We start from the raw sequence: 13149 nt of genomic DNA on the forward strand, positions 1-13149 counted from the left end.
GGCCTGGCCGGGGCCGGGCCTGGCGGAGAAGGCGCGGCGCGCCGACCGTCGGGTGTCGGGCGTGGGTCGGGCGGCCAGCAGCGCCGCACCGTACGCGACGGCCAGTTCCGGTTCGGCGGTACGCAGGACCGGCCGGCCGGTGTGCCCGGACAGGGTCCGCCCGACCGAGGGCATCCGGGTCGGTCCGCCCACCGGGACGATCCGGTCGATGTCGGACCATCGCAGGCCCAGGTTGTCGAGAAGCCGTTCGCACTCGGTGATGGTCTCCCGCAAGGCCGGCCGGACCAGCTCGTCCAGCTCGTCGCGGGTGAACGTGAACGTCGTCGGCGGGTCCAGGTCGGTGAGATCCGCCGAGTGGGTGGTGACCGTGGAGAGCCGGATCTTGATCTGCTCGCAGGTGTCGCGCAACTGAAGCCGGCGGGGCAGCAGGTCGAGGTCGGTGGTGTCGGCGAACAGGTGGGCGCACCGGTCCGGGAACCGCTGGCGGATGTGGGCCAGCAGCATCCGGTCGATATCGGTGCCGCCGAGGTCGGGGATGGCACCCGGTCGGCCCAGCACCTCGAATGCGCCGTCCGGGCCGGTCTGCGCCACCGCGCAGTCGAACGTGCCGCCGCCCAGGTCGTAGACGAGCGCGGTGACCTGCGCCGGCAACGTGGTGTCGGCGAAGGCGTACGCGGCGGCGGCCACCGGGTCCGGCTCCAGCCGTACCGTGGCCGGGTCGAAGCCGGCGAGGCCGGCAGCGGTGCGCATCAGGTGCCGGTTGTGGTCCTCCCAGCTTGCCGGCACCGTCACGACGACCCGCTCCGGTGTGCCCGCGACCGTCTCGGTGGCCTGCTCGCGCAGGAAGCGCAACACCTCGGCGGTCAGTTCGTGCGTGGTGAGCTCGCAGTCCTCACCGAGTGCCCACGGGATCGGATCGGCGAAGTCCCGTTTGAAGCGGCATCGGTAGTGCTGCGGGCGGAGCCGCCCGGCGTTCTCGGCCACGGCGCCGACCGCGAGCGTGCCGTCGGGCAACAGGCACACCGCCGACGGCACGGTGGGTACGTCGGGCCGCCCGGCCGGGTCGCGGGCCAGGACCGGCTCCCGACCGGGGCGGCCGATCACCAGCGCCGAGGTGGACATGCCGAAGTCGACGCCGTAGACGAGGCCGCTCGGCATCACGGTCGCCGTTCGGGCTCGTCCGTCGGGCGGGTCAGGTCGTCGGCCCGGTCCCGGAGCCGGTCGAACTGCTCCTGCAGGCCGGCGAAGACGGCCACCCGCGCGTTGAGTTCCGCGATCCGTTCCGCCCGCTGGAGCTCGTCACGGGCCCGGGCGGCAGCCAACCGCCGTTCGGTGGCGGCGTACGACTCGCTCTGCGCCGCCACGTGGTCCTCCAACGCCTGGGCCAACGCGTCGACGTAGTCGTTGACCTGGTACGTGAACTGCCGTTCGGCCCGTCGACGAGAGGATTCGATCATCGGGATGACGCGGTCGCGTAGCGCCGCCACCTGCTCGTGCCGGCGGCGGTGCTCGGCCTGGAGCTGGGCCTCCTGCCGCCCGGCGAACCAGCCGGTGATCTGGCCGACCATGCCACCGACGATGCCGCCGAGCAGGGTGCCCACGATCGGGATGACGCTGCCCGCCACCGCGCCGATGGCGGCGCCCGCCCCGCCGTACGCCATGCTGCCGCTCCACCCCGTGCGGAACGTGGCGAAGCGGGTGGGCTGGCTGCTGCGCGTCGGATGCACGTCGCCCACTCTGGGGGCGGTGACGAGGTCGGCGCCCTGCGGGAGGTCGACGACGACGGACAGGCGTTGCGCGTACCGGCTCGCCAGGTGTTCGGCGGCCATCCGGAGTTCCCGTTGGGCGCGTTGGCCCGCGTCGACGATCTGGTGCGAGATCCGGCGGGCCAGGGCGTTCGGGTCGGAGACGGCCTCGTCGGTGCCGAGGCTGCGGCGGAACTGTTCGGCGATCTGGTCGAAGTCCACGCCGAGCTGGTCGCGTACGTCGCGGGCGGCCATCTCCATGTCACCACGCAGGCCCCGTCGCCACCCCTGGGTCTCGGCGCGGAGTCTGTCGGCTTCGGCCCGGGCCTTCTCGATCTGCGTGCCCAACTCGTCGAGGGTGTCGTCGACCAGCGCGGTCAACTCGGTCGCGAGTGGAGCGATGGCGTCGTCGAGCAGGGTGGTCACGGCGTCCGCGGCCCGGACGACCTGCCGGGCACCGCAGGTGGCCGCGAGGGCGCCCCACAGCTCGCGTTCGAGGGCGGGGAACCCGGATTCGGCGAGCAAGTCGGGGTCGTCGTCGGCCAGCGCGGCGTTCTTGCGGTAGGCGGAGACGGCGGCCACCCGCAGCTCCTCCTCGGGTACGCCGGCCACCGCGGCGATGCGGGCGCGGGCCGCCGCCACCACGGGCTGGGGTTCGACGACCTTGTCGGTGCAGGTGATCGCGACCAGGACGGTCGGACACTGGGTCAGGGCATGGGTGAGGAACTCCAACTCGGGTGTGCCCAGTGGCTCGACCGCCGACGAGACGAAGACCAACGCGTCGGCCTGGGGGAGGAACGCCCGCGTCGCGGCCGTGTGCGCCGGGTTGAGGCTGCCGATCCCGGGGGTGTCGACGAGCACCAGGCCGGAGCGCAGCGGCTCCAGCGGCAGCCCGATCTCCACCAGGCTCACCCGGCGGGTGTTGTCCGGGTTCGCCTGCTCGGTCACGAACTCCGTGATCTCCTCCAGCCGGACCGGTCGCGACGTGGGGGCGGCCGACGGGTCGTCCGGGTCCTCGGCGAAGTAGACCACCGCCTGTTCCGCCTCGGCCCAGTGCAGGGCGGTGACGGTCGCCGTGGTGACGTCCAGGTCGACGGGGAAGAGTCCGACCCGTTCCACAAGTGCGTTGAGCAGGCTGGACTTGCCCTGCCGGAACTCGCCGCACACGACCACGTGGTAGCGGCCGGCCGCCACCCGCTCGCGTTCGGCCGTGAGCATCCGCGCGGCGGACTGTGACAGGTCGTCGGCGAGGACGACCTGGACGTGGTCGAGGAGGGAGAGGGTGTCCTGCCGGAGTCGGTCGAGCGTGTGCACTGCGATCACCTCTCAGAGGGCCGGGTGGTGGACGATCATGTGCTGGCCGCGGTGGACCACGCCGGGTTCAGCCGAGGCGGCTGGTCCAGGTCGTCCACGTCGGAGAGCAGGCGCAGCGCCTGGCGGGCCCGGTGGGCGATGTGTTCGTGGCACCGTCGCATGGTGCGGACGGCTCGCGCGGTGGGCCGGTCGAGCGTCGGATCCTGCTCCCGGGCCGCCCAGGCACGAGCCCGCTCCCGGGCGCGGTCGAGGACGAGCCGAGGCGCGCTCTCCTCGGGCAGGCCCAACCGGGCAGCGCAGCTGGTGCCGTGCTCCCCGGTGACGCGCAGCAGTTCGGCCGACTCCGGCGCGGTGAGCGTCACCTCGCCGTTGTAGAAGGCCGACAGGGTCCGCAGCTCGGCGAAGGCCGGCATCCAGGCGCGGAGCCGCTCGACCGCGGCGGCGACCTCGCCCACCGGGGTGGGCACCGGCGGGCCGCCCCGCTGAGCGGTCAACCGGATGCGCGCCACCTCCCGGTCGGTGTCGCGTAACCCGTGGTCGAGCTTGAGCAGCGTGGACCGGTTGCCGAAATGACTGACGATCAGGTCCTCCAGGGCGCTGACCCCACTGTCGGCACGCAGCCGGTCCCGGATCTCGGCAGGGGTGAGACCGTCCCGGACGTACCCGCAGGCACGGGTGACGCCCCAGACGCCGAGGTGTTCGGCGAGCACCCGACGTTCGGCGACCGGCAGGGTGATGCCGTTGAGGTGCGGCGCGTGGGCGAAGCGTCCGGCGTCGGAGGCGTGGCGGGCGACCCGTCGCGGGTCGCCGGTCGCGAGTTCGGCCAACCAGTTCAGGTGCGCGTCGGTCAGGGTCTGCCCGCCGATGCCGAGCAGCCCCGAGACGGGCAGGATGGTGTAGAACATCCGCCGCATCCGGGGCCGGCGAAGATGGTCGTCTGCCAGGGCCCGCGCCGCGACCATCGGGTCGAACGTCATCGGGTCGGGGCTGCCGGGCAGGTCGGCCATCGGCGGCCAGAACTGGTCGCACCGGGTGAGCACGCCGAACGCCCGCAACGGCATGACCGCGCCCCCGACATCGCCCAGGAAGTCCTCCAGTGTCGCCTTGTCGGTCTGGTGCAGGGCGCGGCTGAACAGATAGAGCACGGCGTCGGCCCGGTCCAGCTCGGCCGCGCTGTCGTGGTGCACCTCCCGGGCGGTGCGGCGCAGGGCGTCGAGTGTGGAGCCCACGGTGCCGCCGTCGGTCGGCACGAGCCCGAGGAACTCGCTGGTGTTCGCCGAGTCGACGCCGTGGACGCTGCCCAGCCCGGGGGTGTCGACCAGCCGGAACCGGCGCAGCAGGTCGTGCGGCAGCCCGAACTCCACCTTCCGGATGCGCCGCAGGTGTGCCAGCTGCGCGGGATCGCGCACGGTCAGTTCGCGCAGCCGCTCCGGCGGTAGCTCGGTCGGCGTCGGATCGTCGCGGTAGTGGACCCGGACGGTGGGCACCGGGGCGTACCGCAGCTCGTTGACGGTGAAGGTCAACTCCAGTTGGCCGGTGGCCGCGACCGGCGTGCCGAGGAGCGCGTTGACGAGCGTCGACTTGCCGCGCTTGATCTGGCCGACGACGGCGACCCGCATCGGTTGGGACAGCCGGTCACCGGCCTGCCGCAACAGGTCGGCCAACGGGTCGAGTGCCGGTCCGCCGGTCCGGGCGAGGGCGGCGCAGCGCGCCAGCTCCGTCAGCACGGAGCGCGGCGGGGGGTACGGGGGCACGACAGTGGTGGACATGGACCTGGCCTTCCGGGTCACGATGCCGGTCGCGTCGAGGCTAGGTCCGTCGGCGACGGCTGTTCCGGTCATACGACGGCATCTGGCGTGGTCACCCGGTCCGACAATGGCCGTGCCGCGGCGCCGGTCCGGTGTGGTGGGTCCCGCCCGGCGCCCGAGAGGAGACGGAGACATGGTCCTGCAGGGGAACTTCGTCCGCAGACTGCTGATGGCGGTCGACATCGAGAAGTACAGCCGGCGTACCGCGGCGACCCACTACGACGCCCAGGTGCGGCTGCTGAGGATCGTGCAGTGCGCCTGCCGCTACGCGCGGATCCGCCAGGTCGAGCCCCAGGAGAGCGGCGACGGCCTGATGCTGGTGTTCCCGCCGGGGCTCAACGAGGCCCGCGTGGTCCCGGCGCTGATCCGGGGCTTCCGGCACGGGTTGTCCGAGAACAACCGTGACCCGGGTGAGTTCGGGCCGATCCGGGCCCGGATGGCGATCGTGGAGGGTGCCACCGCCCGCAGCCCCAACGGCTTCGCCGGTCCGGCCTCGATTCTCGTCAACGACCTGGTCGGCGTCCCGGTGCTGAAGCGGAAGCTGGCCGACGCCCGACCGGACAGCGATCTCGCGGTCATCGTGCCGCACGCCCTCTACGCGGATCTGGTCAGCCAGAACTATCCCGGACTGACCCGGGAGCACTTCTCGCGCGTCGCGCTGACCCTGCGCGAGGAACCGGTGGTCGCCTGGGTCTGCCTTCCGCCCGCCGGGCCGGCACCGGACCCGTACGGTCCGGAGATCCGCTGGGACGGGGTCGCCACCGTGCTCACGGTCTCCGGGCTGGCGACCGTCGCCGCCGAGTTGGCCCACCGCTACCGGGCGGCCTCGACCGCCGGTGGGCGTGCGGTGGTCGCCGACGGTCACCACACGCGTCGCGGTGACCACGACGGTTCCGACCGGCTGGACCCCGACCATCCGAGCCACCCGGACGACGTCGACGAACCGCGCCACGATGTGGTGCACCACGACGACCTGCACCAGGACGACCTGCACCAGGACGACCATCCGCACCCGTGACCGGCGGCCACGGCCGGACGGGCGGTGACGTTTCGTGTCGATGCCATCACCTGATGTCGATCGGTCGGCGTGTCGGTGGTGTGCTGTCGACATGACCGGCCTACCACCGACGCCACCACCCGACCCGCCCCTGACACCCGCCGAGGAGATCGCCGTCGCCGGCACCATCAACGCCTCGTTCCAGGTCGCCACACAGCAGGCGGACAGCAAGGTCAGCATGTTGCTCGTGGTGCACTCCGGCATCGCGGTGGTGGTCTCCACCCATCTGCGGGAGGCGGTCGCGCTGGTCGCCTCCGGTGGGGCGGCCGGGCTGACGGCCGTACCGCTGCTGGCAGCCGTGATGGTCGGGTTCCTGATCTCCGGATACCACCTCATGCAGGGACTGCGTCCACGGCTGATCCCGCCGGCGCCGGACAACCGGTTCGCGTTCCCGGCGGTTGCCACGGGCGCCCTCGGCGGGCCGGAGGCGCCCGCAGCCGGCGTTGCCTCCGGCCGGTTGCGTGTGGAGGCGTGGGAATCGGCCCGGCGGCTGGCGGAGATCGCGATGGTGAAGAACCGGCACGTGGTCAGGGCGCTGAACTGGATGGCGCTGATGGTGCTGGCGGCGCTGGCGGCGATGACCCTGGTGACCCTCGCCGGTTAGGGCGCGATGGTCGTCGCCACGATCCGCAGCCGCCCCGCGTCCGTGATCACCACTCGCCGGTAGCCGACGGTCACCGCGCCGTCGCGCTTGAGCCCGGCGAGCGCCCGCTGCACGCTCGGCTCCGCCGCGGCCACCAGCTCGGCCAGGTCCGAGTGGCTCAACGGCACGTCGACGAGGATGCCGTCGCTGACCGGGCGGCCGTAGACCTCGCCCATGTGCACGAGCAGTCGGGCGATGCGGACCCGCACCGGGTCGCCCCCGACGTCCACCCGGTGCCGGTTGGCCATCCGCAGCTTGGCGGTGACGACCCGGCGTACCGCCTCGGCGAGGCGGGGATGCTCGTCGAGCAGCCGGCGGAAGTCCGCGGCGGGGGTGACCCGTCCCGAGGCGGGCGCCGCCGCCACGACCGACGCGGACCGTGGACCACCGTCGAGGACGGCCAGTTCACCGATGAGGTCACCGGCGACCCGGACGGCGAGCAGGGTGGGGTTGCCGTCCGCCTTCGAGCCGAGCACCCGGACATGCCCGCGCAGCAGCAGGATGGCCGCGGTGCCGGTGTCGCCCTCGCGGATGATCAGGTCGCGGGGCCGCCACGACCGGGGACTGCCGGCCGCCAGCATCACCGCGCGGTCGTTCTCGGCCAGCCCGGCGAGGAAGCTGCCGGCCGGCCACGCGCTGCTGCGGGCGGATCGTTGTTCGGGGATCACGGAAGCTCCCGGGTGGGCCGGCGAAGCGGATGCGAGGAAGCTAGCGTTCCTCGGTGGCCACCCGGCATCATCTTTCACGGTACGCCGGCAACCCGTTCACTCTGTGTAGATCACTCGACCGGCCAGTGTGTGGTCGGCGTCTCGGTAGGCGACCCGGAGCACCCATTCCACGGAGGGACGACGTTTGGTCGGCGCGCTCACCACCTTCATGTCCTGATTCGGACTGGTCGACTTACCTCCATGCCGCGGCCAGGTGGGCGGATAGGGGCCGGCGGGCACGACGATGTCGGCGTCGTGGTCCGCGAAACGGTGGCGTAGCAGCGCGTCGGACCGCGCGGCGAACTGCCGCCACCAACTGCCCGGCGCGGGTAGCGGGCGCGGGAACAGGGAACGCACCGCCTCGTCGACCAGCACCAGACGGCGCAGTCGGCCGTACTGGTCGGGTTCGTCCGCGTACTCCCGCAGCCGGCGCCACAGATGCTCCCGGTAGTGCCGCAGCTGCCCCTCGTCGTCCAACCGGTGCCTGCCCGCTCGGTCCGGTTGCAGACTGTGGTCCAGCGACGCGTGACTGCCCGCCAGGCTGAGCACGTCGGTCACCAGCCGCGCCAGGTCGTCCTCGCGTCCGTGCAGCACCATGGAGACCTCGGCGTCCGGTTCCGTGCCGGACAGGTCCAGTCCCTCGCCGCCCACGGTCGACAGGTCCGGCGCGAACGCGCTCGGCGGCCCGACGACGGCACCTCCCAGTTGTGCCAGGCGACGCCGCCACTCGGTGGCGTGCGGCTCGGGAAATGCGAGGCAGGTCAACCACATCCACTCCCAGCAGTGGGCCGGGTCGGACGGCGGCGCGGCGTCCCGCCAGGCGGCCACCTCGCGGTCGGCGAGGAACATCTCCGTGAGCGGGACCACCTCGGCCGTGGGCAGCGTCGGATCCGGCCGACCCGGCGCCGGTCCACGGCCGGACACGGAGTCGGCGGTGGACGTGGCGGCGCCGGTGGGTATCGACGTGGTGGGCGTCGCCTCGACGGTCGGCCGAGCCACGGTCGACGCCGGATCGACGGCGGCCGACAGGTGGTGGAGCACGACGTCGATGAGCCGACCGGTCTCCCGGTCGTCGTCGTCACCGGGCGGCGGCCAGTGGGCGGCGGCAGCCAACGCCCGGCCGAGACCGTCGAAGGCCCGCCGGGCCTGCTCGGCGCGGGGCCCGCCGCGCCGGGCGAGGGTGTACAACGCCGACTCCAGCGACCGGCCGTCCAGGTGGACCGCATCCATCAGTGCCTCCCGGTGAACGGGTCCCAGTTCTCGTTCCACATCGGTTCTCCCTCGCTCATCGCCGTGTGGAAGACGGCCCCGGGATGGCCGAGCATGTCGGTCAGCCGGGTGGTGGTCAGGTATCTCGGATAGCCGCGGTGCACCCGCAGCCAACCTCGCCGGTCCAGCGAGGCGACGTAGCGCACCGCCGGGTCGTACGGCCCGTCGGGCGGCGCGAGCTGCGCCAGGGCGACGGTGTCGCCCGCCGCGTCGACACCCTCGAACTGCCACAGCCGCTGCCCGTCGCCGACGTCCACGGGTGCCGGCAGCGGATGTTCACCGACCATCCCGGGTACCGGCGGCTCGTCCGGGTGCAGGGTGTGCATCCGGTGCTGCCACGCCGACTGGTCCGGGTCGGCGGGGAAGACCAGGGCCGGGCCGTCCGGCCGGTGCTCGGTGTGACGGGTCGACGGAGCCCCGACGTGGATCGCGACCGGCAGCCGGTCGATGGTCCCGTCCGGGCCGGTGGCCCCCGCGCGGAGTCGGGGCAGGATGTTCACCCCCGGTTCGTGCAGCAGGTGGTCGGGAGCGCCGCCCACACACAGGAAGACCGTCGGGGTGAGGTCCTGGTCGATCTGCAGTTGGAAGTACAGGTCGGCGGGGGGCTCGCCGGGTAGCGTCAGCCCGGTCTGGCGCAGTGCGTGGGTCGCCAGGTGGAACTGGAACTCGCCCCACTCGATGGACTCGCGGGCACCGAGGTCGCGGTGTACCCGCAGGTTGCGGGGGACCGGATACCAGCGGCTGCGCGCGGCCAGGTTGCCGTTGCGGTCGCTGTAGCGGCAGGGTGTGCCCGCCTCCAGCAGCAGCAGACCGCTGCCGCCGTCGGGTTCGCGCAGGAAGAAGTGGCACGGCAGGGAGAGGAACATGTTGTTCACGTCGATCATCACGGCGCTGCCGCCCCGGTTGAGCTGGGCGACGATCCCGGCGCCGTCCTCGGCGGTGCCGCGCAGGTTCTGTTGCTCCTCCGCCCAGCAGGCGCCGAGCGAGGCGGCCTGCTTAGCGTTCGTGGTCTCCACCGCCATCGCCGACGGGTCCCAGGTCCCGGTGGCGCCGTGCTGGCTGAGCCGCCGGGCGAGCGTCTCGCCGACGATCTGGCGTACCACCGGCATCTGGGCGCTCCGGCCGGAGAAGAAGACCTGGTCGAGCGGTTCCGCGTCGGCGCCGCGGAGGCGCACGTTGACGATGTCCGCCGCCAGGTCGGCCGCCTTGACCACGACCGGCCGGACGAGGCGGACGAAGTCCGCACTGGACAGTTCCAACGACGGCGCCCGCACGTCGGCCTTCACCAACGGGACACCGCTCCTGCGGACCTCGGCGAGGACCTGGTCGAGCTGGGTGTCGAGGATGGTGACGGAGCCCGGCCCGGCCAGCCGACCCAACTCGATCTTGACAGTCTCCGCCTCCGTCCACAGCACGGTGAAGGCGTACGTCGAGATGCCGGACTCGGCGTCGGTCGGAAGCAGGTCGCTCAACGCCTGGCAAACCGACGACGGGGCCGGGTCGAGCGTCTGGTTCGCCAGCACCATCGGGGCCAGCGGCTGGTAGCTGCCGTCGGCCGCCCGGCTGACCCCGGGCCACTGGTAGGTGTCCTGTATCCGCCGACGCTCCTGCTCCGGCAGGTTCTCCACCAGCGCGTCCGCCAACCTCGCCTTGATCCAGTAGAAGACCCGCAGGGTGAGCAGGTCGCCGCCGAGTTGCGGATGACCGGTGGAGCCGAGTACCCGTGGGGTGATCAGGTAGGAGCAGCCCGCCCTCGGGTCGTTCGCGGCCGGCGGGGTCCGGTCCTCCAGGTCGAGGGCGAGCAGGGCGATGTCGGTGGTCCCGCCACCGATGTCGACCACCAGCAGGTTCCGGCGCCAGATCCGCTGCCCGGCCACGTCGACGGGACGGCTGCGACTGCGGAACCGTTCCATCCCCTCCGACAGACTGCCGCGCAGCTCACGCATGAGGAAGTACATGCCCGCCGCGACCCCCTCGTCGTAGGTGAAGGTCGGCAGCGGCACCAGCAGGTCGTCCTGGAACAGGCTGCGCAGCCGTTCCCGGCGGGCCGGCGGCATGGTCGTCGGGTAGGTGACGACGACGTGGCCCACCCCCAGCGGCTGCCCCGAACCTGTGCGTGCCGCGAAGCGCAGGGCGCTGTCGATGAGCCAGTTGTAGGCGTGCAGCACCAGGAAGTCGCTGCTGGCCGGCGTCCTGGGCGCGGGCTTCCAGTGCAGGCGTGCCAGGTCGGGCGCCAGCGGCCGGCTCCGGCCCAACGCGCGCTTGAGACCGGGGAGCGAGCGGACGTACCCCCTCTCGTCCTCGGTCGGCCGGACCAGGCTGACCCGGGCCGGCGCCGGGTCGGTGCCGATGACGTGCACGGTGCTGGAGACGGTGTCCGGGTTGTCGACCTGGTCGAACTCGACCTTCATCAGTTTCGAGGTGGCCAGCGCCGGGGTGTAGAAGGCGTCGTCGAGGATCCGGTGCAGGCGGCCCGCGAGCCAGGCGCTCAGCAGCAGATCGCTGGTGGCACCCGGCCTCAGCGCGGTCATCACCAGGTCACGCACGCGGGCCCGGAACTCGGTGACGCCCTCCCTGGTGTCGTCGAGCAACCGGACCAGCTCGTCGACGTCGGTGAACGGATGGTCCTGGGAGCCCGGCAGGCCGGCGGTCCGTTCCCGTACCAGCCGCAGGCACTTGTCGCGCAGGTCGAGCCAGGCCGGTCGGGCCGCGCCGTCGTCCGGCCCCGCGGACTGGAGCAGCTCCGCCAGGGCGGCGCGGAGCATCTCGTCCTGCGCGGGGTCGAGGTCGCTGCCCTGGATCTTGTGGTCGTCCACCATTGTGATGGTGGAGCTGGAGGTGCCGAAGTCGATGGCGAACATCTTGGCCACCTGGTGCCCGGTCACCGGCTGCCGCAGCGGTTGCTCCGCCACCCCGCTGCCCAGACCCTCGGACCCGGCGAGGGTGTCGGTCCCGGGCTCGGCGTCGGGTGCCGCGAACTCCAGCAGCAGGGTGAAGTCCCGGGTGGTCACCGACTCGCCGCCGAAGGTCACCCGCCAGGTGAGCCGGACGGACTCCAGCCGACCGGCCGCGCCGGGCAGGTTCAGGTACTCGAAGACCGGAACCGGGGCGGACACCTCATGGGGCTCGCCCACCGTGACGGCCCGCCACGACGTCGTCGGGTAGTTGCGGGCCAGGTAGCGGCCGAGGGCCCCGGTGGCCGGTGTGGCGTCGGCGAGAAAGACGTCCCACACCTCCACCGGTCCGTCCGTGGCGCGGATCGCCACCCGGGGCAGGTGGTAGCGCCCGTGGTGCAGGTACAGCCGGAACCGGTCGGGTGCCACCACGGCGGTACGGCTGCCCGCCGCCGGCTCGAAGACCATCTCGACGGTCATGCCTCCCCCTCCTGGGTGGGATCCAGATCGGTCGGCCAGTCCCGGAGCAGTCGCTGCCACACCGAGCCGGTCGTGGTGCCGCCCGGCGGCGCGTTCCCGCCGAGCCAGTCGGCGGAGGCGTCGGCGACGAGCCGCTCTATCGACACCGCCTTGGGGATCTCCTGGTGGACCTCGGTGACCTCCCGCCGGACCCGGTTCGCCAGGTCCACGAGCGCGTCGAACAGGCGTTGCTGGGCGATGCGCAGCACGCCGTCGGCAACCTCCTGGCGCATCCGCAGCAGCCGGACGACGTGCTGTTCCTGCCCCTCGTCCTGGCTGGTCACCGGTGCCTGCCCGGGTGCCGTCGCCCACGGCAGTTGCTGGGCGGGCAGCAACGGGAACAGGTCGGGCACGTCCGGGCCGTCGAGTGGCGCCGGTTGCGCCAGCGCCTCGGAGCGTCGACGGATCCGTTTGACCACCCATTGCAGCTGGGTGTAGCTGCGCAGCCAGGTGCGCCGGTTGGCCCCGCCGTCCGGGTCCAGCGCGGCGAGCGCCGCCGCCCGGTCCGGTTCGTCGAACGGGTCGCCAGGCCCGTTCCAGACCGAGGTCAGGGCCTTGCTCGTCTCGTCGACCCACAGGGCGGTGAGCCGGTGGAACTGATGACCCGCCTCCCGGGTGGCATCGCCCACGAAGCCGGCGAAGCATAGCCGCAACTGGGCGGTGTTCGTCAGCAGCTCGGCACCGCCGCCCCCGCTCTGCGGGGTGTGGGTACGCCGGTCCTCCTCGTCGTCGTCCTCGTCGACGACGTGTCCACGGGCGGCGTGGCTGGGGACCACCACCCGTCCGGTGTCCAGCGTGGCGTCGAGCGTCTCGTCCCAGCCCTGCCAGCCGAACACGGTGCGGGCCACGGAGACCCGCAGCAGGTCGAGGGAGTCGTCCAGATGCTGTCGCCACACCGGGTCGGCGGTGCCGGGGCGCAGCTTCGCGGCACCACCGACGAGGACCTGTTCCGCCGCGAGCAGTTCGTCGCGCAGCCGGAACAGGTCGCCCACCACGTCGTCACCGGCCTGACGGGAGGTGCTGGCGTCGTGCCACTGGAGGGTCGTGACGAGTTGGTGCATCGTCGCGGTGTGCCGACGCAGGGCGTCGAGCTTGAGCCGTACGCCGTGCTCCGTCACGTGCCGGGCGACGAGTGCCCGCAACGCCTCGACGCCGCCGTCCTCGGCGGCGGCGCAGACCGCCCGGGCCAGTGG

General features: G+C 72.6%; 9 protein-coding genes. 2 read left to right on the plus strand and 7 right to left on the minus strand.

The features are described from left to right. The 3 genes from EYA84_RS14710 to EYA84_RS14720 all read right to left on the minus strand — a co-directional run. A partial coding sequence (locus EYA84_RS14710) for an Hsp70 family protein (protein ID WP_131053614.1) occupies positions 1-1158 on the minus strand: 1158 nt, incomplete at its 3' end. Then, a complete protein-coding gene (locus tag EYA84_RS14715) occupies positions 1158-3059 on the minus strand; it encodes a dynamin family protein (protein ID WP_131053616.1) in 1902 nt (633 codons plus the stop codon). The genes EYA84_RS14710 and EYA84_RS14715, both read right to left, overlap by 1 nt. A 35-nt stretch (positions 3060-3094) precedes the next feature. After that, positions 3095-4828: a dynamin family protein gene (locus EYA84_RS14720; RefSeq protein WP_161594971.1), complete on the minus strand. Its 1734-nt coding sequence runs from the start codon at positions 4826-4828 to the stop codon at positions 3095-3097. A 172-nt stretch (positions 4829-5000) separates the two neighbouring features. On the opposite strand from EYA84_RS14720, the gene EYA84_RS14725 reads away from it, so the two are divergent. Both EYA84_RS14725 and EYA84_RS14730 read left to right on the plus strand, forming a co-directional pair. Then, positions 5001-5885 (plus strand): hypothetical protein, encoded by an 885-nt coding sequence (locus EYA84_RS14725; protein WP_131053619.1) that lies wholly within the window; start codon positions 5001-5003, stop codon positions 5883-5885. Between the two features lie 91 nt (positions 5886-5976). After that, a complete protein-coding gene (locus EYA84_RS14730) occupies positions 5977-6528 on the plus strand; it encodes a hypothetical protein (protein WP_131053620.1) in 552 nt (183 codons plus the stop codon). Here EYA84_RS14730 and EYA84_RS14735 read toward each other — a convergent pair. From EYA84_RS14735 to EYA84_RS32485, 4 genes are all read right to left on the minus strand, one after another. Further along, on the minus strand, positions 6525-7235 hold the full coding sequence (locus EYA84_RS14735) for a Crp/Fnr family transcriptional regulator (protein ID WP_131053622.1): 711 nt from the start codon (positions 7233-7235) through the stop codon (positions 6525-6527). The genes EYA84_RS14730 and EYA84_RS14735 overlap by 4 nt on opposite strands. Before the next feature lie 96 nt (positions 7236-7331). Beyond that, positions 7332-8504 (minus strand): hypothetical protein, encoded by a 1173-nt coding sequence (locus EYA84_RS14740; protein WP_131053624.1) that lies wholly within the window; start codon positions 8502-8504, stop codon positions 7332-7334. After that, on the minus strand, positions 8504-11917 hold the full coding sequence (locus EYA84_RS14745) for a hypothetical protein (protein ID WP_131053625.1): 3414 nt from the start codon (positions 11915-11917) through the stop codon (positions 8504-8506). Before EYA84_RS14745 ends, EYA84_RS14740 begins: the two co-directional genes overlap by 1 nt. After that, positions 11914-13149: hypothetical protein (locus EYA84_RS32485; RefSeq protein ID WP_161594972.1), on the minus strand; the 1236-nt coding region annotated here is incomplete at its 5' end. The genes EYA84_RS14745 and EYA84_RS32485, both read right to left, overlap by 4 nt.

This window comes from Verrucosispora sp. SN26_14.1 (genome assembly GCF_004307965.1).
Classification (GTDB): Bacteria; Actinomycetota; Actinomycetes; order Mycobacteriales; family Micromonosporaceae; genus Micromonospora.

What these genes read in the sequence shown, in the direction of transcription:
- EYA84_RS14720 (WP_161594971.1), bottom strand. Translation starts at nt 4,828, where the DNA reads ATGTCCACCACTGTCGTGCCCCCGTACCCCCCGCCGCGCTCCGTGCTG.
- EYA84_RS14725 (WP_131053619.1), top strand. Translation starts at nt 5,001, where the DNA reads ATGGTCCTGCAGGGGAACTTCGTCCGCAGACTGCTGATGGCGGTCGAC.
- EYA84_RS14730 (WP_131053620.1), top strand. Translation starts at nt 5,977, where the DNA reads ATGACCGGCCTACCACCGACGCCACCACCCGACCCGCCCCTGACACCC.
- EYA84_RS14740 (WP_131053624.1), bottom strand. Translation starts at nt 8,504, where the DNA reads ATGGATGCGGTCCACCTGGACGGCCGGTCGCTGGAGTCGGCGTTGTAC.
- EYA84_RS14745 (WP_131053625.1), bottom strand. Translation starts at nt 11,917, where the DNA reads ATGACCGTCGAGATGGTCTTCGAGCCGGCGGCGGGCAGCCGTACCGCC.